Annotated in this window: 21 protein-coding genes; 19 read left to right on the forward strand and 2 right to left on the reverse strand. The window is 50.4% G+C overall.

The features are described from left to right. The first annotated feature begins 9 nt into the window (after window positions 1–9). The 16 genes from purC (at window position 10) to ligA (ending at window position 18,670) form a co-directional block, all read left to right on the forward strand. Window positions 10–717 (forward strand): phosphoribosylaminoimidazolesuccinocarboxamide synthase, encoded by a 708-nt coding sequence (gene purC, locus L985_RS02625; protein ID WP_029340742.1) that lies wholly within the window; start codon window positions 10–12, stop codon window positions 715–717. Continuing rightward, a complete protein-coding gene (purS, locus tag L985_RS02630) occupies window positions 714–962 on the forward strand; it encodes a phosphoribosylformylglycinamidine synthase subunit PurS (RefSeq protein ID WP_023467069.1) in 249 nt (82 codons plus the stop codon). The genes purC and purS overlap by 4 nt, the downstream gene beginning before the upstream one ends. Further along, window positions 959–1,642 (forward strand): phosphoribosylformylglycinamidine synthase subunit PurQ, encoded by a 684-nt coding sequence (gene purQ, locus L985_RS02635; protein WP_047394962.1) that lies wholly within the window; start codon window positions 959–961, stop codon window positions 1,640–1,642. The genes purS and purQ overlap by 4 nt, the downstream gene beginning before the upstream one ends. After that, window positions 1,623–3,842 carry a phosphoribosylformylglycinamidine synthase subunit PurL gene (gene purL / locus L985_RS02640; protein WP_069940284.1) on the forward strand — a complete coding sequence of 740 codons (2,220 nt, stop codon included), beginning with the start codon at window positions 1,623–1,625 and terminating at the stop codon, window positions 3,840–3,842. Before purQ ends, purL begins: the two co-directional genes overlap by 20 nt. Next, window positions 3,818–5,227, forward strand: a complete 1,410-nt coding sequence (purF, locus tag L985_RS02645) for an amidophosphoribosyltransferase (protein ID WP_029343374.1) — start codon at window positions 3,818–3,820, stop codon at window positions 5,225–5,227. Before purL ends, purF begins: the two co-directional genes overlap by 25 nt. Before the next feature lie 16 nt (window positions 5,228–5,243). Continuing rightward, window positions 5,244–6,278 (forward strand): phosphoribosylformylglycinamidine cyclo-ligase, encoded by a 1,035-nt coding sequence (gene purM / locus L985_RS02650; RefSeq protein ID WP_029340745.1) that lies wholly within the window; start codon window positions 5,244–5,246, stop codon window positions 6,276–6,278. Continuing rightward, window positions 6,275–6,850 (forward strand): phosphoribosylglycinamide formyltransferase, encoded by a 576-nt coding sequence (gene purN, locus L985_RS02655; protein ID WP_047394965.1) that lies wholly within the window; start codon window positions 6,275–6,277, stop codon window positions 6,848–6,850. Before purM ends, purN begins: the two co-directional genes overlap by 4 nt. Then, window positions 6,847–8,367 carry a bifunctional phosphoribosylaminoimidazolecarboxamide formyltransferase/IMP cyclohydrolase gene (gene purH / locus L985_RS02660; protein ID WP_029340747.1) on the forward strand — a complete coding sequence of 507 codons (1,521 nt, stop codon included), beginning with the start codon at window positions 6,847–6,849 and terminating at the stop codon, window positions 8,365–8,367. Before purN ends, purH begins: the two co-directional genes overlap by 4 nt. A gap of 15 nt (window positions 8,368–8,382) precedes the next feature. Next, entirely contained in the window at window positions 8,383–9,645 is a 1,263-nt protein-coding gene (purD, locus tag L985_RS02665; protein ID WP_029340748.1) for a phosphoribosylamine--glycine ligase, read from the forward strand. A gap of 210 nt (window positions 9,646–9,855) precedes the next feature. Next, window positions 9,856–11,595, forward strand: coding sequence for an adenine deaminase C-terminal domain-containing protein (locus tag L985_RS02670; RefSeq protein WP_029340749.1), 1,740 nt, complete (start codon window positions 9,856–9,858; stop codon window positions 11,593–11,595). Between the two features lie 68 nt (window positions 11,596–11,663). After that, window positions 11,664–11,978 (forward strand): YerC/YecD family TrpR-related protein, encoded by a 315-nt coding sequence (locus L985_RS02675; protein ID WP_023467078.1) that lies wholly within the window; start codon window positions 11,664–11,666, stop codon window positions 11,976–11,978. Between the two features lie 37 nt (window positions 11,979–12,015). Next, complete coding sequence (locus L985_RS02680; RefSeq protein ID WP_029340750.1) at window positions 12,016–13,395, forward strand: TrkH family potassium uptake protein; 1,380 nt, start codon at window positions 12,016–12,018, stop codon at window positions 13,393–13,395. Window positions 13,396–13,407: 12 nt separating this feature from the next. After that, window positions 13,408–13,632 (forward strand): hypothetical protein, encoded by a 225-nt coding sequence (locus L985_RS02685; RefSeq protein WP_047394968.1) that lies wholly within the window; start codon window positions 13,408–13,410, stop codon window positions 13,630–13,632. 74 nt (window positions 13,633–13,706) lie between these two features. Continuing rightward, window positions 13,707–14,390: a heptaprenylglyceryl phosphate synthase gene (locus L985_RS02690; protein ID WP_034786186.1), complete on the forward strand. Its 684-nt coding sequence runs from the start codon at window positions 13,707–13,709 to the stop codon at window positions 14,388–14,390. A gap of 45 nt (window positions 14,391–14,435) precedes the next feature. After that, entirely contained in the window at window positions 14,436–16,661 is a 2,226-nt protein-coding gene (pcrA, locus tag L985_RS02695) for a DNA helicase PcrA (RefSeq protein ID WP_029340753.1), read from the forward strand. Window positions 16,662–16,675: 14 nt separating this feature from the next. Continuing rightward, window positions 16,676–18,670 (forward strand): NAD-dependent DNA ligase LigA, encoded by a 1,995-nt coding sequence (gene ligA, locus L985_RS02700; RefSeq protein WP_047394971.1) that lies wholly within the window; start codon window positions 16,676–16,678, stop codon window positions 18,668–18,670. Window positions 18,671–18,742: 72 nt separating this feature from the next. Here the strand turns inward: ligA and L985_RS02705 are convergent, their stop codons facing one another. Further along, window positions 18,743–19,324, reverse strand: a complete 582-nt coding sequence (locus L985_RS02705; RefSeq protein WP_023467085.1) for a class D sortase — start codon at window positions 19,322–19,324, stop codon at window positions 18,743–18,745. Window positions 19,325–19,458: 134 nt separating this feature from the next. Between L985_RS02705 and L985_RS02710 the strand changes: the two genes are divergently transcribed. The 3 genes from L985_RS02710 (at window position 19,459) to L985_RS02720 (ending at window position 22,952) form a co-directional block, all read left to right on the forward strand. Further along, window positions 19,459–20,637 (forward strand): CamS family sex pheromone protein, encoded by a 1,179-nt coding sequence (locus L985_RS02710; protein ID WP_047394974.1) that lies wholly within the window; start codon window positions 19,459–19,461, stop codon window positions 20,635–20,637. 271 nt (window positions 20,638–20,908) lie between these two features. Then, a complete protein-coding gene (locus tag L985_RS02715) occupies window positions 20,909–21,763 on the forward strand; it encodes a MurR/RpiR family transcriptional regulator (RefSeq protein WP_029340757.1) in 855 nt (284 codons plus the stop codon). Between the two features lie 13 nt (window positions 21,764–21,776). Further along, a complete protein-coding gene (locus L985_RS02720; protein WP_047394977.1) occupies window positions 21,777–22,952 on the forward strand; it encodes a M20 metallopeptidase family protein in 1,176 nt (391 codons plus the stop codon). A gap of 55 nt (window positions 22,953–23,007) precedes the next feature. Here the strand turns inward: L985_RS02720 and L985_RS02725 are convergent, their stop codons facing one another. After that, window positions 23,008–23,202 carry a YwbE family protein gene (locus L985_RS02725; protein ID WP_029340759.1) on the reverse strand — a complete coding sequence of 65 codons (195 nt, stop codon included), beginning with the start codon at window positions 23,200–23,202 and terminating at the stop codon, window positions 23,008–23,010. Window positions 23,203–23,351 lie beyond the last annotated feature (149 nt).

Genomic DNA, 23,351 nt, shown 5'->3' on the forward strand with positions numbered 1-23,351 from the left:
ACGAAAGCGATGCAACCACTTTATGAAGGAAAAGCAAAACGATTGTACACGACGCAGGAGCAGGATGTGCTCCGGATCGTCTATAAAGACGAGGCCACGGCATTCAACGGCGAGAAAAAAGAAACCTTTGCTGGAAAAGGCGAATTGAACAACCGATTGACGAGTCATTTCTTTGAAATCCTCGAACAAGCGGGCATTCCGACACATTTTATTGAGCGTGTCTCGGAGCGCGAACAGCTCGTACGTCGTGTCACCATCATCCCACTCGAAGTCGTCGTCCGAAACGTCGTCGCGGGGAGCTTGAGTAAACGGCTCGGTATCGAAGAAGGTACGGTGCTCGAAACACCAATCGTTGAGTTCTACTATAAAGATGATACGTTAGGCGATCCACTCGTCACCTCGTCACACATCAATTTACTGAAGATTGCGACTTCTGAAGAGTTGAAACAGTTATCTGCTGAAGCGCTTCGCGTAAACGAAGTATTACAACCTTACTTCCGTCAAAACGGAATCACGTTGATTGATTTTAAATTGGAGTACGGAAAGACGGCAGACGGAACGATTTTACTGGCAGATGAGATTTCACCTGATACATGCCGCCTGTGGGATCAGGCGACAGGAGAACATCTCGATAAAGATGTCTTCCGCCGCAATATCGGTTCACTGACAGAGACTTACCAAACACTATTCAATCGCCTAGGGGGAAACACACAATGAAAAAAGTCATCGTATCGATCGCATTACGGGAAAGCATTTTAGATCCACAAGGAGTTGCTGTAAAAGGTGGATTGCAACAGCTTGGTTTTACAGGTGTCGAGAGTGTCCGAATCGGAAAACAGATTGAACTGCTCGTTGAGACGGAAACGACAGAAGCGATGATTCATGAGATGTGTCAAAAACTACTCGTCAACACGGTGATGGAAGATTACCAGATTACGATCGAAGAGGTGACGCCAGCATGAAGTTTGCGGTCATCGTCTTTCCCGGATCGAACTGTGATTTAGATATGTACCATGCGGTCAAGGATGCCCTCGGAGAAGAAGCTGAATACGTCTTCCATACCGAAACATCACTTGAAGGCTACGACGGCGTCCTACTGCCGGGCGGATTCTCCTACGGAGACTACCTTCGTTGCGGCGCGATCGCACGTTTCTCACCGATCATGGAAGAAGTCAAACGTTTTGCGGCAGAAGGGAAAACGGTCCTTGGGGTATGTAACGGATTCCAGATTCTTGTCGAAGCGGGACTCTTACCAGGTGTCTTGCACCGCAACAACGGTTTGAAGTTCATGTGCCGGACGGTCGAACTGAAGGTTGAAAACACGAAGACACGGTTTACATCGGATTATCTGCCAGGCGAGACGATTTCGATTCCGATCGCGCACGGCGAAGGGAACTACTACTGCGATGATGCGACTTACGCAATACTCCAAACGAACGGACAAATCGCCTTCACGTATGTCGATAACCCGAACGGCTCACGCGGTGATATCGCCGGAATCACGAACAAAGCCGGCAACGTTCTCGGGATGATGCCACACCCGGAACGAGCGGTCGAGTTATTGACTGGCGGAACAGATGGACTAAAACTCTTTACTTCACTCGTCAAACAGGGGGCACACCATGCTAAAACAACAGTCTGAACCAACACCAGAATTGATTCAAGAGCAACGCGTCTATGCCACGATGGGCTTAAGTGATACGGAATACCAGATGGTTGTCGATTTACTCGGACGCCAACCGAACTATACGGAAACAGGATTGTTCTCGGTCATGTGGTCCGAACATTGTTCATACAAGACCTCTAAACCCGTCCTCCGTCAATTCCCGACGACTGGACCACGTGTCTTACAAGGACCAGGGGAAGGGGCAGGTGTCGTTGATATCGGAGATGAGCAAGCAGTCGTCTTTAAAATCGAAAGCCACAACCATCCATCCGCTGTTGAACCGTATCAAGGGGCTGCGACAGGCGTCGGCGGAATCATTCGTGACATCTTCTCGATGGGCGCACGACCGGTCGCGCTCATGAACTCGCTCCGCTTCGGGCATCTCGGTACACCACGTGTCAATCAACTGTTCGAACAAGTCGTCGCCGGAATCGCCGGTTACGGCAACTGTGTCGGGATCCCGACGATCGGTGGCGAAATCGGATTTGATCGCTCATATGAAGGCAATCCACTCGTCAACGCGATGTGTATCGGTCTAATCAACCATGCGGATATTCAAAAGGGTCAGGCAAAAGGTGTCGGGAACTCGGTCATGTACGTCGGTGCAGCTACTGGGCGTGACGGGATCCATGGTGCGACGTTTGCCTCGGAGGATCTCGGAGAGGATACAGAAGCAAAACGTCCGGCTGTTCAAGTCGGCGACCCATTCATGGAGAAGTTATTGATTGAAGCTTGTCTTGAAATCGTCGGGCACCCGGCACTGGTCGGGATGCAGGACATGGGTGCTGCCGGACTGACATCGTCTTCAGCGGAGATGGCTTCAAAAGCAGGTATGGGCATCGAGATGCACCTCGATGATGTTCCGCAACGAGAGACAGGGATGACCGCTTACGAAATGATGCTCTCGGAATCACAAGAGCGGATGTTACTCGTCGTCAAGCGGGGTCGCGAAGCAGAGATCGAAGCAATCGTCAGCAAATGGGGACTCCATGCCGTTCACGTCGGAGAAGTCATTGAAGAGAAAGTCTTACGGTTGATCCATCACGGGGACATCGTAGCGGAAGTTCCAGTCGATGCGTTAGCCGAAGAAGCGCCAGTCTATGAAAAACCATCTCGTGTTCCTGCGTATTATGAAGAATTCCAAGCGATGGAAGAGACGCTTCCAGTCGTTGAAGACGTCGTTGAGACATGGCGGGCGTTACTGCGTCAGCCGACGATTGCTTCAAAACGTTGGGTCTACGATCAGTACGATCATATGGTCCAGACATCGACCGTCGTCGCACCAGGATCCGATGCAGCCGTCATCCGTGTCCGCGGCACGAACAAAGCGCTTGCGATGACGACCGACTGTAACAGCCGCTTCGTCTACTTGGATCCATATGTCGGTGGACAGATTGCGGTAGCGGAAGCAGCTCGTAATATCGTCGCGAGTGGGGCGACACCCCTTGCTATCACGGATTGCCTGAACTTCGGAAATCCGGATAAACCAGAAGGCTTCTGGCAGTTGCAGCAAGCAACAGCCGGTATGGCAGAAGCATGTCGTGTCCTTGAGACACCTGTCATCGGTGGAAACGTCTCACTCTACAATGAGTCAGCCGGTCAAGCGGTTCACCCGACACCGGTCGTCGGAATGGTTGGATTACACGAGCAAACTGAATGGATCACAACGCAACACGTCAAACAAGCAGGTGATCAAATTTATCTATTAGGAGAAACAACAGCCGAGTTTGGTGGTAGTGAGCTTCAATATATGCAATTCGGTAAATCATTCGGTCGCGCACCACAGATTGATTTAGCAATCGAACACGCACGCTTACAATTGTTACAGCAGGCAGTACAAGCAGGTGAAGTCAATGCGATGCATGATGTGTCAGAAGGCGGTCTTGCCATCGCTCTCGCTGAGATGACGTTTGGGACGAACCTCGGATTGACGGTTCAGTTCGACGGACCAACCTTACACCTGTTCAGCGAATCGCAATCACGCTTCATCGTCACTGTGCCACAAGCGCACGTCGCAGCATTCGAACAACGGACCGGTGCTCAAGCAATCGGTGTCGTCACGAACGATGAGCTTCTCGTCATCGAAACGGCAGACACACGAATTGAAGCAGACCGTTCGACCTTACAGGGAGACTGGGAAGGAGCAATCGCGTGTTATATGACATCAAAGGACTAAATGAGGAGTGTGGCGTCTTCGGGATCTTCGGACAACCGAATGCAGCGCAACTCGCTTATTACGGCTTGCATAGCTTGCAACACCGGGGACAGGAAGGGGCAGGCATCGTCACGAGTGACGGTGACGACCTCTTCCCGCACCGCGGGCAAGGACTCGTAACGGAAGTCTTTTCGGAAGAAACACTGACGAACCTTAACGGACATCACGCGATTGGACATGTCCGGTATTCGACAGCAGGGGGAAACACGCTTGAGAACACCCAACCGCTTCACTTCAAATCGCGGACGGGAGATCTCGCACTCGCGCATAACGGAAATCTCGTCAACGCCGATTCACTAAAGCACCTGTTAGAAGCAGAAGGTGCCATCTTTCAGACGACGAGTGATACGGAAGTCGTCGCCCATCTCGTCAAACGCAGTAAGCTCGACACACTCGAAGACCGGATTGCCGATAGTCTCGCCCGTCTCGTCGGGGCGTTCGCCTTCCTTTTCTTAACGGAAGATACGTTATTCGTGGCGGTTGATCCGCACGGACTGCGTCCACTGTCACTCGGGAAGACACCGGACGGCGGCATCGTATTCGCGTCAGAGACATGTGCCTTTGATATCGTCGGCGCGGAATTCATTCGTGATATCGAGCCAGGGGAGCTCGTGACGATCACAGAACAGGGCATGTCGTCCCGTCAATACATGGAACCACGTGAACGGGCAATGTGTTCGATGGAATATATCTACTTCTCACGTCCGGATTCGATCATTGATGGCGTCAACGTCCATACGGCTCGCAAAGCACTCGGGAAAAAGATGTATGAAGAAGCGCCGGTTGAAGCGGACGTCGTCACTGGAGTACCGGATTCAAGTATCTCGGCAGCGATCGGTTACGCGGAAGCGAGTGGTATTCCATATGAGATGGGATTGATCAAGAACCGGTATGTCGGACGGACGTTCATCCAGCCGTCACAAGAGTTACGGGAACGTGGGGTCAAAATGAAATTGTCCGCGCTACGCGGCGTCGTGCAAGGAAAACGTGTCATCATGGTCGATGATTCAATCGTCCGGGGAACGACGAGTCGCCGCATCGTCGGTTTGTTACGGGAAGCGGGTGCGACGGAAGTCCATGTCCGCATCACGGCACCACCGATCACGAATCCATGTTATTACGGGATTGATACTTCATCGAAGGAAGAACTGATCTCTGCTCGATTGATGCCGGAAGAAATCCGGCAGGAAATTGGTGCGGATTCACTTGAATTCTTAACGGTACCGGGCATGGTCGACGCAATCGATCGCCCGTTCGATGGACCGTTAAAAGGACAATGTACCGCTTGTTTCACAGGAGAGTATCCGACACCGCTCGGTTCGCTCGAGTTAGAAGCTAAACTTTGATAGATGGGGGAAGAACATGAGCAAACATTACGAAGCAGCAGGTGTGAGTCTGACAGCAGGGTATGAGTCAGTCACGCGAATGAAAAAACACGTCGCCCGTTCGATGCGCAAAGAAGTATTGACGGGACTCGGTAGCTTTGGTGCGATGTTCGACCTCAGCCAATTGCAGTTGAAAGAACCAGTCCTTGTCAGTGGGACAGACGGTGTCGGTACGAAGCTGAAACTCGCTTTCGCACTGGAACAACACGATACGATCGGAATCGACTGTGTGGCAATGTGTGTGAACGATATCATCGTCCAAGGCGCGGAACCACTTTATTTCCTTGACTACATCGCGCTTGGTCAGGCGATTCCAGCTAAGATCGAACGGATCGTCGCAGGTGTCGCAGAAGGTTGCGTCCAGGCGGGATGTACGTTAATCGGCGGTGAGACAGCGGAAATGCCAGGGATGTATGCGGACGGCGAATATGATATCGCCGGGTTCGCCGTCGGTGCCGTCGAGAAGCAAAAATTGATCACGGGTGATAACGTCGCGGCAGGAGATGTCATTCTCGGTCTCGCTTCGTCCGGCGTCCATTCGAACGGGTTCTCACTCGTCCGTAAAATCGTCGCCGACAGTGGCCTCCGCTACGAAGATGAAGTCATGATGCTCGGTCATACGCTCGGAAATGCGCTCCTCATGCCAACACGCATCTACGTCGAAGCGGTCAAAGCAGCCCTTGAGACGGAAAAGATTCAAGCGATGGTCCATATTACGGGTGGTGGATTCTACGAGAACGTACCACGTGTCTTGCCAGAAGGTCTTGGCGCATCGTTCGATCCGAAAAAGTGGCCGACGTTACCAGTCTTTGACTGGCTCGAGCAAGCGGGTGACCTGCCACGACATGATATGTACAACGTCTTTAACATGGGCATCGGTTTCATGTTGATCGTCAAACCGGAAGATGTCGCGGAAGTGACAGCACGCCTCGCTCGTGAAAATGAGACGGCGTACGTGATTGGTCAAGTGACAGATCAAGAAGGTGTTCGGATTCAAGGAGTCGACGCATGAAGATCGCCTGTTTTGCATCAGGAAGCGGTAGTAATGTCGAAGCACTTTTTGAAGCGATCGAGGCAGGAACGTTACATGCCTCGATCGAACTGATCGTCTGCGATCAACAGAACGCAAAGGTCATTGAACGGGCAAAACGACGCGGATGTGACGTCTTCGTCTTTCGGGCGAAGGACTATCCGGATAAACCGAGTTTTGAGCGGGAAATCATTGCCCGTCTTGAAGCGAAAGGTGTCGAACGGATCATTCTTGCCGGCTACATGCGATTAATCGGGGAAGAGTTGCTTGGACGATACGCAGGGCGAATCGTCAACATCCACCCGTCGCTGCTTCCGGCGTTCCCGGGAAAAGATGCGATCGGACAAGCATTTCGTGGCGGAGTTAAAATCACAGGTGTTACAATTCATATAGTCGATGAAGGCATGGACACAGGACCGATCATGGCTCAAGAAGCCGTTCGGATTACAGAAGAGATGACGCGTGAAACATTGCAACAAGCGATTCAGCGCGTCGAACATAGACTGTATCCGCAAGTCATCGAAGAGTGGATGAAAGAGGAGGCAAACGTATGAGAGCGTTAATTAGTGTGTCGGATAAAACAGGAATCGTCGAATTAGGACGAGCGTTCCATGAAGCAGGTATCGAGCTCGTCTCGACAGGCGGAACACATCAAGCGTTAGAGGAAGCCGGGCTTCCGGTCATTGGTATCAGTGAAGTCACACAATTCCCAGAAATGCTCGATGGGCGTGTCAAAACGCTCCATCCAATGGTTCATGGTGGATTACTCGGTCGTCGTGATCTTGAATCCCATCGTGAGCAGATGGCTGCGCAACAGATTCAACCGATTGATTTCGTCGTCGTCAATCTGTATCCGTTCAAGCAGACGGTCTTACAAGAAGACGTCGCCTATGCCGATGCGATCGAGAACATCGATATCGGTGGACCAAGCATGTTGCGTTCAGCGGCGAAAAACCACGCAGCTGTCACGGTCGTCGTCGACCCAGCTGATTACGAAACGGTCGTTGCCGAGATTCGTGAAGGCGGTACGACGTTTGAGACACGTCAACGTCTTGCGGCGAAAGCCTTCCGTCATACAGCGGCGTACGATGCATTGATCGCGGATTATTTCTTGACACAAACAGGCGAGAAGTTCCCGGATCAGTTGACAATCACGCTTGAGAAAGTCCAGGATCTTCGTTATGGAGAAAATCCACACCAAGAAGCAGCCTTTTATAAAACACCAATTTACCGTGGAGCATCTCTCGCTTCAGCGAAACAGTTGCATGGTAAAGAGTTGTCGTATAACAACATTCAAGATGCGAACGCTGCACTCGAAATTCTCGACGAGTTCCGCGAAGCAGCAGCCGTCGTTGTTAAACACATGAACCCGTGTGGTGTTGCCGTCGGTCCAACGATCGGAGAGGCATTCCGCCGCGCTCATGCAGCCGATCCGGTGTCGATCTTCGGTGGCATCGTCGCCTTGAACCGTGAAGTTGACTTAGAGACAGCAGAACAGTTAAGCGGTATCTTCCTTGAAATCATCATCGCCCCATCCTTCACGGAAGAAGCATTCGCCTTGTTGTCAGCGAAAAAGAACATCCGTCTACTTGAACTCGACGTCAAACGTGTCCAAGCAATCCGTTATACGGCAGTCGCTGGCGGCATGCTCGTCCAAGACAGTGACGATGAGACGCTTGATGATGCAGCAGCACGCGTCGTGACAGACCGCAAGCCGACAGCAGCGGAATGGGAAGACTTGAAACTCGCATGGCGTGCCGTCAAACATGTCAAGTCGAACGCGATCGTTCTCGCGAAGGACGAAGTGACGGTCGGTGTTGGTGCAGGACAGATGAACCGTGTTGGTTCAGCGAACATCGCGATTACACAAGCCGGAGAAAAAGCAGTTGGTGCGTCACTTGCTTCCGATGCCTTCTTCCCAATGGGTGATACGGTCGAAGCGGCAGCAGCAGCTGGTATTACGGCAATCATTCAACCAGGCGGCTCGATTCGCGACCAAGAGTCGATCGATGCGTGTAACAAACATGGCATTACGATGGTCTTTACGAACGTTCGACATTTCAAACACTAAGCGGAGGCGATTTGAATGAAGGTATTGGTGATTGGTAAAGGAGGGCGTGAACACGCGCTCGTCTGGAAGCTGGCACAGGATGAACGGATCGAGACAGTGTATGCTGCGCCTGGGAATGCCGGGATGACACAAGCCACATGTGTTCCGATCGCCGAAGATGCTATCGATGAACTCGTGACGTTCGCACAAGACGAACAGATCGATTGGACGATTGTCGGACCAGAAGGACCACTTGTTCTCGGAGTCGTTAACGCCTTTCAGGCAGCGGGATTGCAGATCTTCGGACCAACACGGGAAGCGGCAGCGATCGAAGGAAGTAAGCAGTTCGCGAAAGAATTGATGGAGCGTGCCGGTATTCCGACCGCTGCTCATGCCGTCTTTACTTCAGCAGCAGACGCAGAGGCGTATGTTCGCAAAGCGGGTGCACCGATCGTCATCAAAGCCGACGGACTTGCTGCCGGAAAAGGAGTCACGGTCGCAGAAACCGTGGACCAAGCACTTGCAGCAATCCACGATACGTTTGCCGGGGAATACGGTCAACAAAGCAGCGTTGTCATCGAAGAATGCCTGGTCGGGGAAGAGTGTTCATTGATGGCATTCGTGCACGAAGAGACCGTCATCCCGATGGTATTGTCGCAAGATCATAAACGGGCATTTGACGGTGATCTAGGTCCGAACACAGGAGGAATGGGCGCGTATTCTCCGCTTCCTCAGTGGGACGAAGCAGCGCTGACGACAGAAGCTGTTGATCGCATCATTCAGCCGCTCGTCGATCAGATGGCAAGCGAAGGAATTCCGTTCACCGGCTTCCTCTATGCCGGTCTGATGCTGACGAAACAAGGACCGTTCGTCATCGAGTTCAATGCTCGGTTCGGTGATCCGGAAACAGAAGTCATTCTTCCGCGCTTAGAGACACCGTTGCTTGATGTCATCATGCCGCTGATAGACGGACAGATACCAGAAGTCGTTTGGACGGATCAAGCAGCTGTCGGTGTCGTCGTCGCAGCAGAAGGATATCCGGAAGCACCAAAAACGGGACAAGCGATTCCACTTGATCAGATTGGGGACGGTCTTCTCGTCTTTCATGCCGGAACGGCAGAACGAGACGATCAACTTGTCTCAGCCGGTGGACGTGTCCTCGTATGTGTCAGCCGTGCCGAGACGATCGAGCAGGCTGTCGAACAGGTCTATGCGAACTTACCAGACGTGACGGACCAGCCATTCTTTTACCGAACTGATATCGCTCAAAAAGCCTTTCGTGCCTCGCATGAATCATGATATTTGTACCAGACGTGCTCGAAGGAGTCGCGTCTGGTTTTTTGTTTCTTGGCGAAGTGCACGAAAAGATTTGTCTTCCATGGCGAATTTGTGTTATTTTGACCAAATGAATCCGGAACGGGGCAAAACTTCTTGAAACTTACTTAGCAACATTTTAGTATAAGAACTATAAGAAAGCGTTTTCAATAAAACAAAGGAGGTCGAGCTTTCGTGAAAAAAAATTGTGGAAGATCCCCTTGGACGAAATCTGAAGTACGAACACACCAAGCGGTCATCAGCGGAAAGCTTGCACCGACACTTGTCATACAGAATGCCACTTACCTGAATCATGGTGTCAAAGCATGGCGGACGGCGAATATCTGGATTAGTGGCGACCGGATCGTCTATGTCGGTCCAGAGATGCCGGAACAAGCCGATGCGTATCATGATGCGACAGGTCAATATATCGTACCCGGTTACATTGAACCCCATGCCCATCCGTTCCAACTTTACAATCCAGCGAGTCTTGCAAAATTCGCAGCAGAGCGGGGAACATCGACGCTCGTAAACGACAACATGTTGTTATTATTAGAGCCGACGGAGCAAGCGTTTGCTCAGGTCGAGGCGCTAGCAGACTTACCGACCTCAATGTACTGGTGGGCACGACTCGACGCACAAACCGAGCTTGATGCCGACAGTATCTCGATCGATAATCGCCGGATTCAAGCGTGGCTCAAGCATCCACAAGTCATCCAAGCGGGAGAGTTGACGGGATGGCCACGTCTCTCGCAAGGGGATGATGAACTGCTTCACTGGATGCAGGATGCGATCAAACTCGGAAAACCAATCGAAGGTCATTTCCCTGGGGCTTCAGCGAAGACGTTGACGAAGATGGCGCTGTACGGCGTGACGAGTGATCACGAAGCGATGACGGTCGAAGAGGCGATGACACGTCTTGAACTCGGCTACACGACGACGATTCGTTATTCATCGATTCGTCCGGATCTACCGGATATCTTTAAAGGTCTCGTCGAAGCAGGGTTGACGCAGTTCGATAAGGTGCTAGTGACGACGGATGGTTCAACGCCGTCCTTCTATAAAGCGGGCATGATGGATGAGACGATCCGATTGATGCTTGAGGCGGGCATTCCGGTCGAAGAAGCGTACCGGATTGCATCGTACAATGCAGCGCGTCACTTTAATCTCGATCATCTACTTGGGAGTATCGCACCAGGACGAATCGCGCATCTTAATTTCCTTGAGGCAAAAGATGCCCCGACACCTGTCGCTGTACTTGCGCGCGGCACATGGGTCCGTCAAGCAGACATCCCATGTTACCCGGCAGAAGCGCTTGATGCAGTCTATGCGCTCATGCCACGCTCGGAAGTCCAGGTTTCCTTAACGGAACAGGATTTTTCGTTTAGCATGCCGGTTGGTCTTGAAATGGTCAATTCCGTCATCATGAAACTCTATCAAGTCGAACACGATACAAGTGTACCTGTTCTACCGGCAGGATGTGATGAATCCTTCCTGATGCTACTCGACCGGGAAGGGAAGTGGCGACTGAATACCGTTCTGAAAAACTTTGCGACACAAGTCGGAGGTCTCGTCAGTTCGTACTCGATCAGCGGTGATATTTTGATGATCGGTAAATCGAAACGAGACATGCAAGTCGCGTTTGATCGAATGAAAGCGTTCGGCGGCGGAATCGTTCTCGTTGAGAATGGTGAAGTCATCGCTGAAGTTCCGTTGACCTTGATGGGGCAGACATCCGACCTGCCACTCGAAGATTTGATCGTTCAAGAAACGGCTCTCCGGGAAGCCTTGTTCGAACGCGGTTATGCGTTTGAAGATCCTGTCTATACGTTGCTATTCCTAGCATCGACACACTTGCCATATGTACGGATCACACCACAAGGTATTTACGAAGTCCTTCGGAAAAAAGTCCTTTTCCCAGCGATTTTGCGATGACGCTTGAATTTTAAAACGTCGCGCTTTAAACTATTAAAGAGCAATTGAATGGGAAAGGGAGTCACAAGATGCAACTCGATAAATTGCGTGGAAAAGAATTGGATCAGTTATTTACAGCCATCATGAAGATGGATTCATTAGAAGATTGTTATACGTTGTTCGAAGACTTAGCGACCGTCAACGAAATCCAGGCGCTCGCCCAACGTCTTGAAGTCGCACGTCAATTACGTGAAGGCAATACGTATCACAAAATCGAAAAGGCGACCGGTGCTTCAACAGCAACGATCTCGCGTGTCAAACGTTGCTTGAACTACGGTTCGGGCGGTTATGATCTGGCGCTTGCCCGCCTAGGTCTTATCGAGCAAGAAGTAGCGGATAACTAATGTTATCCGCTACTTCTATGAAGGAGGGCGCACCGATATGGATTTTGCGTTACAACATAAAATTCAACATTTCATTCGAAGGCTGACGCCCATCCAGTCGCTCGTCATCATCTACTTCGTTGCGGTCATCATCGGAATCATCATGCTCGGTCTGCCGTGGTCGACCAAGGGAGACTATAACTGGGATTTCACGGACCTCGTCTTCATGGCGGTCAGTTGTGTCAGTGTCACTGGTTTGACGACGGTCTCGGTCTCAGAAACCTTCACGACGTTCGGCTACTTCATGATCATGATTCTAGTGCAAGTCAGCGGGATCGGCTTGATGTCGCTTCATATCGCGATGTGGGTCATTCTCGGAAAACGAATCGGCTTTCGAGAACGTCAACTCGTCGTTCGAGATCAGAACCAGACGACGATGCAAGGGGTCGTCAAATACATTCGCGAAGTCATCTTGATCATCGTCTCGATTGAATTGATCGGGGCATTGATTCTCGGGCTGTACTATACGAAATACTTTCCGACACTCGGTGAAGCGATGCTCCAAGGACTGTTCGGATCGGTCAGTGCGACGACGAACGCTGGTTTTGACATCACGGGCGAATCGTTACTACCGTTTCGCGGTGATTTGTTCGTCGTCTTCATGCAAATCTTGTTACTGACACTTGGTGCAATTGGGTTTCCAGTACTCGTCGAAGTCCGGCGCTACATCTCGTACCGGGCGACACGTCAAGCGACACGTCAACCGTATCATTTTTCACTCTTTACGAAATTGACAGCGTCAACGTTCTTCATTCTCGTCCTATTCGGAACGGTAGCATTGCTGCTATTTGAATGGAACCAATCCTTCAAAGGTCTACCGATCGATGAGAAGCTTGTCGACGCCTTGTTCCAATCCGTCACGACCCGAAACGGGGGATTGACGACGGTCGACATCACGTCCTTCTCGCAGGCATCGATTTTCGTCTTGTCGCTCTTGATGTTCATCGGAGCGTCACCGTCTTCCGTTGGTGGGGGGATTCGAACGACGACGTTCGCTGTCGCCGTTTTGAGTGTCATCGCCTTCATCCGAGGCGAATACGGGATTAAAATCTTTGGTCGTGAGATCGGTCAGTCGGACATCTGGAAAGCATTCGTCGTCATTGTCGTCTCAACGGGTGTGACGATGGTCGGATTAATCGTCTTGTTACTTGTCGAAGACGCACCGTTCCTCGTGCTGTTTTTTGAAGCTTGTTCAGCGTTCGGAACGACCGGTCTATCGCTCGGCATCACGGATCAATTATCGGATATCGGAAAATGGACGTTGTCTGTGCTGATGTTCATTGGTCGAATCGGTGTCATCTCGTTCGTTCTTCTGTTGAAAGCGAACCAACCGAAACGTAACTACAATTATCCGAAGGAATCCGTCATTATCGGATAAGGAGGCTCTTTTATGAAACGTGCCTTTTGGATCAACTTTGTCTATATCTTTGCTGTGCCTGTCTTACCGTTTTTGGCGCTCGTCAATGGTCGAGCACTCTGTTCACCGGATTCACCGTTACTGGACGTCCCGGTACTCGGCTTCTTTTTAGCAGAACCGTGGGCGTTCGTGCCGGTATATGCCGTTTTTGCGTTGTTACTGGCGTCACTCTTGACGAAACGACGGACACGCTTCTAACCATCTCGCCCTGCGCGAGATGGTTTTTTGTTTTATACTGAATGTGGAATGAGAAAGAGAGGATGGGACGAACCGTGTTATTACCTTTTAATGAATGGCGACATGTCTTTAAACTAGATCCAGCAAAAACAATCGATGATGCTAGCCTACAGGCGATTGCGACGTCCGGAACGGATGCGATCCTCGTCGGTGGAACGGATGACATCACACTCGATGCGACGCTTGATCTCTTGATGCGCTTGCGACGGTATCCCGTTGCAGTGGCACTTGAGATTTCAGAACTCGAAGCCGCGACGATGGGATTCGATACGTATTTGACACCGACGGTCCTGAATGCCGGGACGTTAGAGTACGTCGTTGAAAAACAAGTCGAGGCGTTAGAACAAGTCGGTCATATGCTGGCGCACGCTGATCTTGTCGGGGAAGGGTATATCGTCCTGAATCCTGATGCGAAGGTCGCGCACGTGACACAAGCAAAACCGTTAACGTTAGATGAGACCGTCGCTTATGCGCAGTTAGCGGATAGTGTCTTCCGTCTACCGGTCGTGTATCTCGAATACAGCGGCGTTTACGGGGAAGCGGAACGAGTCGCAGCCGTTCGCGACGTCTTGAAGCAGGCACGCCTGTTTTACGGTGGTGGCATCGACTCTGAGGAGCGAGCGCGTGAGATGCTGCAGTATGCGGATACGATCGTCGTTGGAAACGTCATTTATGAGGATTTAAAAGCAGCGCTTGCGACAGTCGCGGCGACACGATAAAATATAGGAACAAAAGTTCGGAATATAAGAAATGAGGCTATTGATATGTTTAATTTGAGTGAACAGCTCGTCAGTGGACTAAACCCTGAGCAAGCGAGAGCAGTCAAACATACGGACGGTCCACTGCTAATCATGGCAGGAGCCGGTTCCGGGAAGACACGCGTCCTGACACATCGGGTCGCTTATTTGATGGCGGCTAAACAAGTCGCACCGTGGAACATCCTCGCGATTACCTTCACGAACAAGGCAGCGCGGGAAATGCGGGACCGGATTGGTCGGTTGGTCGGTGGCGTCGCGAACGATATTTGGGTCTCGACCTTCCACTCGATGTGTGTCCGGATGTTACGTCGTGACATCGATCAGCTTGGGTACGATCGTAACTTCACGATTCTTGATTCAAGTGATCAGCAATCGGCGATCAAGCTCGTCTTGAAGGAACAAAACTTGGATCCGAAAAAATGGGATCCACGTTCGATGCTGACGATCATCTCGTCACAGAAAAATGAATTACGCAGTGCTGAATTTTACGCTTCGATCGTGACGAGCCCGTATGAGAAGACCGTTGCTGAAATCTATAAAGGATACGAAGCGGTCTTACGCCGAAACAACGCGCTCGACTTTGATGATTTGATCGGAAAAACGACGGAATTGTTCAAGAAGAGTCCGGATGTCCTTGCCTACTATCAGAAGAAGTTCCGCTACATCCATGTCGATGAGTATCAAGATACGAACAAAGCCCAGTATGATCTCGTTAACCTGTTAGCATCGGGACATCAGAATCTCTGTGTCGTTGGGGACTCGGATCAGTCGATCTATCGCTGGCGTGGTGCTGATATCGCGAACATCCTCTCGTTCGAAGAGGACTATCCGAATGCCGCTGTCATCTTACTCGAGCAAAACTATCGTTCTTCGAAACGGATCTTGGAAGCGGCCAACCATGTCATCCAAAACAACTCGACCCGTAAAGACAAGAAACTTTGGACAGATAATGACGAAGGCGAGAAGCTGATCGTCCATACGGCAGAGAATGAGCGGGAAGAAGCCTTTTATATCGTCCAGGAAATTCGGAACTCGCTTCGTTACGGGATGAAACTGAACGATATCGCGATTCTGTACCGGACGAACGCACAATCGCGTGCGATTGAGGAAACGCTTCTTAAGTCGAACGTTCCTTACAAAATGATCGGCGGTACGAAGTTCTACGATCGTAAAGAAATCAAGGACGTGCTCGCTTATCTTCGTTTAATCTCGAATCCGGACGAAGATCTGTCCTTCGCACGGATTGTCAACGAACCAAAACGTGGCATCGGCGCAACAACGATTGATAAGCTGCGTGATTTCGCTGACTTACAAGGCGTTTCGCTGATGGAAGCAATCCGCGATATCGAATTGTCGAGTATCGCACCAAAGACAGCAGCGAAATTGACAGATTTCCGGACGATGATTCTCGGACTCAGTCAAATGCAAGAATTCATCAGCCTTTCGGAACTGGTCGAAGAAGTGCTCGAGAAATCGGGTTATCGTCAAGTACTGAAGGAAGATAAGACGCTTGAAGCGCAAAGTCGTCTCGAGAACATCAATGAGTTTATTACCGTTGCGCAAAACTTCGAGAAGGAGACCGCGAAAGCCGATCCGGAAGACCGGACGATCATCGCCTTCTTGACCGATTTGACACTCGTTGCCGATGTCGATTCACTCGACGAGACGGATCCGGAAGAACAAGTCACGTTGATGACGCTCCACTCAGCAAAAGGACTCGAGTTCCCAGTCGTCTTCTTGATTGGGATGGAGGAAGGGTTGTTCCCACATAGCCGTTCGCTTCAGGATGAAGACGAGATGGAAGAAGAACGTCGCCTCGCGTACGTCGGGATCACACGTGCTGAGAAACGCCTTTACTTGTCACATGCGCGGATGCGCTCGCTTTATGGTCGGACGAATGCGAACCAAGAATCACGGTTCCTAGCGGAGCTGCCGGAAGTCGTCATCGAGCGGACTGGTAAAAAAGCGAAGCCACTTCCATGGGAAGACCGCCCTGTTCCGCAAGGCAAAGCCGTCATCGGTCGCTCGATCAGCAAACCGACAGCGATGAAGACGTCAGGTGCGGAAACGCTCGGTTGGTCGGTCGGAGATAAGGCAGAGCACGGGAAATGGGGACTCGGTACAGTCGTCCAGACTCGTGGTGAAGGGGATAATCTTGAAATCGATATCGCATTCCCAGCAGTCGGAATCAAACGATTGCTCGCGAAATTCGCACCGATTAAAAAGGTATGACGGGAGGTCCACAGATGGACGCAAGCCAGCGTATAGATGAGATTCGTCAAACATTGAACCGATACAGCTACGAATACTACGTACTGGATCAACCAACGGTACCGGATGCGACGTACGATCAATTGCTTCGTGAACTGACGGAGTTAGAAACAGAGCATCCAGAACTGATCACACCGGATTCGCCGACGCAACGGGTCGGCGCAGCACCGCTCGAAGCGTTCGAGAAGGTGACGCATGATCTACCGATGCTGTCGCTCGGAAACGTCTTTGATGAGACAGAAATCCGCGAATGGGTCGCTCGGATTGAGCGATCGCTCGGACGTTCGACGACGTACGTCGCCGAACTGAAATTCGATGGACTTGCCATCTCGCTAAAATACGAAGATGGTCGATTCGTCCGTGGGGCAACGCGTGGCGATGGAACAGTCGGTGAGAACATCACGCAGAATCTACGGACAATCAAAGCGTTACCGCTTCGTTTGCAGGCAGAAGAGACGGTCGAAGTCCGCGGTGAGGCTTACATGCCGAAACAATCGTTCGAACGCTTGAATGAAGATCGGGCTAGCCGAGAAGAGACATTGTTCGCAAATCCGCGTAACGCGGCAGCAGGTAGTCTGCGTCAGCTCGATTCCTCGATCACGGCGTCGCGCAATCTGTCGTTATTCGTGTATGGCGTCGGCGTCAATACGTTGACGGCCCGTTCACATAGCGAAGCAATGGCACAACTCGCTTCACTTGGGTTACCGACCAATCAACATATGCAGACGTGTGAGACGGTGGAAGAGATTCTTGCCTACATCGCACATTGGACGGAAGCACGCGCGAGCCTGCCATATGAGATCGACGGAATCGTCTTGAAAGTCGATCGGTATGATGATCAGGAAGAGCTCGGCTTCACAGCAAAAAGTCCTCGCTTCGCGACAGCCTATAAGTTCGCGGCGGAAGAAGTCATGACGACAGTCGAAGACGTTGATTTCAGTGTCGGTCGGACCGGGAAAGTCACACCGCGTGCCCGTTTTGCACCGGTTGTCGTTGCAGGATCGACAGTGACGTATGCGACACTGCACAACGCCGACTTCATCGCTGAAAAAGATATTCGCCTTCAGGACTCGGTCATCATTAAAAAAGCGGGCGATGTCATCCCGGCAGTCGTACAAGTTGTCACGGCAGAACGGACAGGGGAAGAGACACCAATCGTCTTCCCAACGCATTGTCCGGCTTGTCAGTCGGAACTTGTCCGTCTCGAAGGTGAAGTCGACATCCGCTGTGTCAGTCCGGAATGCCCAGCGCAATTGATGGAAGGCATCATTCACTTTGTTTCACGTCAGGCGATGAACATCGATGGTCTCGGTGAAAAAGTCGTCCGTCAATTGTATGACCATGAAGCGATCCGGACGATTGCCGATTTATATCGACTCGATCGTGAGGAGTTGTTGACGTTCGACCGGATGGGTGAGACGTCCGTTGATAAATTGCTTGCAGCGATCGAAGCCTCGAAACAGAACTCGGTCGAGCGTCTGTTGTTTGGTCTCGGAATCCGACTCGTTGGTCAAAAAGCGGCATATCTCTTAGCGGAACGTTTTGATTCGTTAGCGGGGATTGCAGCAGCGAGCTACGACGAAATCGTCGCGATTGACGGCATCGGTGGGAAAATCGCAGATTCAATCGTGAAGTACTTCGAACATCCGGAAGCACAGGCATTGATTCGTGATTTGGAACAACTTGGCGTCAATCAACGTTTCCTTGGTGAACGGGTTGATCAGACGAATGCACCACTCGGGGGCAAAACGATTGTCTTGACGGGAACGCTCGAGAGTTTAAAACGGTCAGAGGCCGGTAAACGACTCGAAGCACTTGGTGCCGATGTGACAGGAAGCGTCAGTAAAAAGACGGACGTACTTGTCGCAGGGGAAAAGGCGGGCTCTAAACTGACGAAAGCGGAATCGCTGGGCATCGAAATTTGGGATGAAGCGCGTCTGTTAGAAGAACTAGCTAAACACGAGGCGTGAAGAGAATGAATGAGAACGATCAAATAAAAAGGAAGGCGGAATTCCGCCTTCCTTTATTCATGTTCATCTTTCTCACGAAGCAATCGTCTCGCTCCGAATCAAAGTACCTTGTTTGATGAGACGATTCGTTGCCGTTTCCGGAGGATCACATGTGATTAATGTGATGGTTGGAGAAGCGACAGATTGGTCGAGGACGGACAATGTCGTCGGTGTGACAAGACGACTGGATGTGATGCGGTACGTATACCGATGCGTTTTTGTTGTGACGACGACGGTATCGCCTTTTTTGACGTCAGGTAGACGATTGAAGTGAAGCCCTTCCGTGAAACTGCGGTGTCCGGCGAGCGCATAATTGCCTTTCCCGGGTGATCCGGTTTCTGGAATATGACCGATACTTCGGTCGAGGACTGCTGTCGTCGAGCCTTCTAAGATGACTTGCTCGAAATCAATGCTTGGAATCGAGAGCAGTCCAACACCTGATTTCGCGAGCGGTTGTTTCGTCTCTTTTGCATCGACGGTCTTTAGACTTTTTGTCCATTGTTCTTTTAAATTGGCTGCCTCTTGTTCACGCTGATAGTCACTGATGAAGGGCCAAGCAATAAGGGCGATGCCTGCCAGTAAAAAAAGCAGACCTATGAATTTACGACGTGTCATGAGAAAAAGTCCTTTCGGATACGCTAAGGCGCATCATCTTTTTTGAAAATCAGGGGAAAACTTGTCCTTCCCCGATGGAAAACGATTCTGTTATGATAAAGAGAACGATTTAAAAACATGGGGTGCAAATAGAGATGAACTATAAAACAGCAGTAGCGTTGACGTTATCGAGCACGTTATTTTTAGGTGCTTGTTCGTTCGACCTTTCGCCAAGTAGCGATACAAAAGAAGTCATTACTGAAAGTGAACAAGGTAAGGAAGTCCAGGCCGTCGTCAGTCCAGCCATTGATACGACAGATTCGTACTACCGGACGGTCTTGCCATTTCGTCCAAGCGTCGCACGTGGAATGACACAAAAACGTGTCAGTTCACGTCTTGAGCTCGATGAAATCGAGACGGGTTTAATGCGTCACTCGACACAGTTTTTTGATCCGGAAAAATACTATTACCAAGAAGGTCAGTTACTCGAAGCCGACCAAATCGCAAAATGGTTGTTGCGAAAAGGAAAAGCAGGCGATGGCGTCAGCGATCCTGAAGGTCTGAACCCAGCCTATACGTCTGGTAAGTCGTATAAAGAAAAAAACCAAAAGTCACCTATGATTCTATCGCATATCTTAGAGCAAGACTACATGCTTGAAGAAGATAAGAAGCTTGAACTCGGTGGTACGTCGATTGCGCTTGTCTTAAATAGTGAGTATGTATTCCAAGATGAAAACTATGGACCTACTTATACCGTTAAACTTGATGAAAAGAAAGTCGTTGCTGAAGGCAAGCGGATGGCGAACGATTTAGTCAAGAAGATGCGTAAGACGCAAGGGATGAAGACGACACCGATTCACGTCGCCCTCTATCTCCAGGAAAAAGAAGGGTCACCGGTTTCTGGTCACTATCTCTCGTCTGCCTTCATCGGTCGCGGGAATCAAATCAGTGCGAACGACTGGAAAAACTACAATGAGCGCTATTACTACTATCCGTCAGCACGCGCGACGAATGACGTGCGTGATGATGCGGCGAAGTTCGATTTATTCAAAGACCGTTTAGAAGACTACTTCCCGAACTACACCGGTATGATGGGGGAAGGCTTCTATCAAGAAGACGAACTTAAAAAGCTTGAGATGAAAATTCCTGTTCAATTTTACGGAAAAGCAGAACTCGTCGCATTCGTTCAGTACGTGACGTACCTGCTTGAGAATCGTTGGGAGTATAATCGAAACATTCCAACGACGATCACTGTGACGAACTTGAATGGGGATACAGAAGCGATGCTGTTCCTCGATCCAGATACAAAGAAACCGATTGTCAAGATTCGCTGATTTCTCCATTCACTTTATGAAGCGACATTCCTCCAATGGACGGAATGTCGCTTTTTTTGTACAACGGACGCTGGAAGAGAGAAGCATATGAATAAGAAAGGAAGGGTATGGAAGAAGAATGGTATTTTGTTTCACTTTCCCATTTTTTAGATTTACGAAAGCCAGTAGGAGAGAGCATAATGAAAGAAGAACAGTTCTACACACAGGAACGACGCGGTAAGTGATGAATCGTTAGTTCTTTTTAAAAGAAGAGGATAAAGGAGAGATGTAGATGAAAGGCGGTATCTATTCACAAATCGGTGCAGTTCGAGAGGAACTACCATCGTCCTCACGAAAAGTCGCAGACTATGTCTTGACGCATATGAACCAGATTGCGCGCATGACGATCCACCAACTTGCAGAGGAATCAGATACAAGTGCCGCTGCAGTCGTCCGCTTCTGCCGCGCGCTTGGACTAAAAGGATACCCGGAGTTGCGAATGCGCATTTCTGCCGATACAGCACGGACGGATTTAAAAGGGTATCACGATATCGAAAAAGATGAACGTCCAGTCGACTTGATTGAAAAAACGCTTAGTAACAGCATTCAAGCGTTACAGGATACTGCGAAACAGTTGAATGATGAACGGATTGCGGATGCGATTGATGTGATTGATCAAGCACGCGCGATTTATTTTTACGGGATTGGAGCATCACATGTCGTAGCTGAAGACGCTGCTCAAAAATGGACGCGTGTCGGGAAACTGGCGATTCAAGAAACGGACCAGCACTTACTTGCGACAATCTTAGCGAACGCACGCCCAGAAGATGTCTTTTTTGCGATTTCCTACAGCGGAGAAACGGAAGAAGTCGTCGAGTTGATCCGTTTGGCGAAAATCCAAGGACTAAAGGTCATCAGTCTGACACGTTTCGGGGACAACCGGATCAGCCAACTCGCGGATATCGCGCTTTGGACATCACGCGCACCGGAAGCGCCGCTTCGTAGTGCGGCACTCAGTTCGCGTCTCGCCCAACTATTTGCGATCGATGTCTTGTTCTTATCGTATGCTGCGGGACATTATGAAGACACACTCGAACGTCTCCAATACACACGAGAAAGCGTTAAGACATTGCATCAAAAGAAATAAGGGGGATACATATATGTCAGAACGAACTGCCGGACTAGACGCGTTGTATCCAGAAATGGTCGAGCGCCGTCGCTATTTACATCAACATCCAGAGTTGTCGTTTCACGAAGTAGAGACCCCGGGTTACATCGCGCAACATTTAAAAGCGCTTGGAATCGAAGTCAGGACCGGAGTCGGCGGACGTGGTGTCGTCGGGTATATTCGTGGAGGAAAACCGGGGAAGACCGTCGCGTTACGCGCCGACTTTGATGCCTTGCCGATTGCTGACGCCAAAGAGGTCGCGTATCGGTCGACAGTTCCGGGTGTGATGCATGCATGCGGCCACGATGGTCATACGGCGACGTTGCTGGCCGTCGCAGAGACGCTCATGCAACAGCGGGAATCGTTACCAGGGAATGTCGTCTTGATTCATCAACATGCGGAAGAAGTTGTTCCGGGTGGTGCACGCGATATGATTGCGGACGGTTGTCTCGAAGGAGTCGATGTCATCTTCGGAACGCATCTTTGGTCAACGATTGATCTAGGACGCGTCGGTGTTCGGATTGGTCCGATCATGGCAGCGGCTGATAAGTTCGAGCTGACCTTATATGGAAAAGGCGGACACGGTGCGAAACCACATGAGACGATTGATGCTGTCTTACTCGGGGCAACGATCGTTAAGGAATTGCAATCGATCGTCAGTCGTCAACTCAATCCACTGGAGCCGGCAGTCGTGACTGTCGGAACATTACATGCGGGGAATACGTTTAATGTCATCGCGGATCAAGCGACGTTGACAGGAACGGTCCGGACGTTTGATGAAGCGACAGCGGACGATATCATCGAGCGGATGGAGCGAACGATCAAAGGAATCTGTGAAGCAGTCGGAGCAACGTATCACTTTACATACGAAAAAGGCTATCCGGCTGTCATCAACCATGCTGCACCCACCGCATTGATTGAATCTGTCGCACGAGAAGTTCTAGGAGACGAGCATGTATTTGAGATTGAACCGACGATGGGTGGCGAGGATTTTGCTTATTATCTGCAACACGTACCTGGCGCGTTCTTCTTTACAGGAGCGGGAGATGCTTCGTATCCACCGCATCATCATCCGCAGTTTGATTTTAAGGAGCCGGCGATGCTCGATGCAGCACGTATTCTAGTTGAAGCAACGTGGCGGTATTTAGAACAAGCTATTGAAGCATAAAAAAATCGCTCGTCGTGACTCCGAAAAGGAATCAGGGCGAGCGATTGTTGTCTTCTTAATCTAAAATTTCTTGAACACGACCGACTTGTCCGTCTTCTAAACGCACTTTGATCCCGTGCGGATGTTGCGGCGATTTCGTGAGAAGGTCTTTAACGATTCCTTCTGTTCGTTTACCAGTTCGTTGATCTTGCTTCAGCACGATGCTGACTTTTAGACCAGGCGTAATATTTTTACGTGTTTTACCATCCATCTGTAAATCCTCCAATCGTTCATTTCCTGTTTGGCTATCAGTATAACATGGTTCAGTCAGTGAAACTTGTTTGTCGCAAGGACGTAAAGTGAAAAGAGAACAGAATGTCAGAAAAAAGTTTGACTATATTTGACCAATTAGAAGACGAC

The organism is Exiguobacterium sp. ZWU0009, from assembly GCF_000798935.2.
Taxonomy (GTDB): Bacteria; Bacillota; Bacilli; order Exiguobacteriales; family Exiguobacteriaceae; genus Exiguobacterium_A; species Exiguobacterium_A acetylicum.

Bases quoted from the DNA above. Each gene is read 5' to 3' on its own strand.
- purC (WP_029340742.1), top strand. From the start codon at position 10: ATGCAACCACTTTATGAAGGAAAAGCAAAACGATTGTACACGACGCAG.
- purS (WP_023467069.1), top strand. From the start codon at position 714: ATGAAAAAAGTCATCGTATCGATCGCATTACGGGAAAGCATTTTAGAT.
- purQ (WP_047394962.1), top strand. From the start codon at position 959: ATGAAGTTTGCGGTCATCGTCTTTCCCGGATCGAACTGTGATTTAGAT.
- purL (WP_069940284.1), top strand. From the start codon at position 1,623: ATGCTAAAACAACAGTCTGAACCAACACCAGAATTGATTCAAGAGCAA.
- purM (WP_029340745.1), top strand. From the start codon at position 5,244: ATGAGCAAACATTACGAAGCAGCAGGTGTGAGTCTGACAGCAGGGTAT.
- purN (WP_047394965.1), top strand. From the start codon at position 6,275: ATGAAGATCGCCTGTTTTGCATCAGGAAGCGGTAGTAATGTCGAAGCA.
- purH (WP_029340747.1), top strand. From the start codon at position 6,847: ATGAGAGCGTTAATTAGTGTGTCGGATAAAACAGGAATCGTCGAATTA.
- purD (WP_029340748.1), top strand. From the start codon at position 8,383: ATGAAGGTATTGGTGATTGGTAAAGGAGGGCGTGAACACGCGCTCGTC.
- L985_RS02675 (WP_023467078.1), top strand. From the start codon at position 11,664: ATGCAACTCGATAAATTGCGTGGAAAAGAATTGGATCAGTTATTTACA.
- L985_RS02680 (WP_029340750.1), top strand. From the start codon at position 12,016: ATGGATTTTGCGTTACAACATAAAATTCAACATTTCATTCGAAGGCTG.
- L985_RS02685 (WP_047394968.1), top strand. From the start codon at position 13,408: ATGAAACGTGCCTTTTGGATCAACTTTGTCTATATCTTTGCTGTGCCT.
- pcrA (WP_029340753.1), top strand. From the start codon at position 14,436: ATGTTTAATTTGAGTGAACAGCTCGTCAGTGGACTAAACCCTGAGCAA.
- ligA (WP_047394971.1), top strand. From the start codon at position 16,676: ATGGACGCAAGCCAGCGTATAGATGAGATTCGTCAAACATTGAACCGA.
- L985_RS02705 (WP_023467085.1), bottom strand. From the start codon at position 19,324: ATGACACGTCGTAAATTCATAGGTCTGCTTTTTTTACTGGCAGGCATC.
- L985_RS02710 (WP_047394974.1), top strand. From the start codon at position 19,459: ATGAACTATAAAACAGCAGTAGCGTTGACGTTATCGAGCACGTTATTT.
- L985_RS02715 (WP_029340757.1), top strand. From the start codon at position 20,909: ATGAAAGGCGGTATCTATTCACAAATCGGTGCAGTTCGAGAGGAACTA.
- L985_RS02720 (WP_047394977.1), top strand. From the start codon at position 21,777: ATGTCAGAACGAACTGCCGGACTAGACGCGTTGTATCCAGAAATGGTC.
- L985_RS02725 (WP_029340759.1), bottom strand. From the start codon at position 23,202: ATGGATGGTAAAACACGTAAAAATATTACGCCTGGTCTAAAAGTCAGC.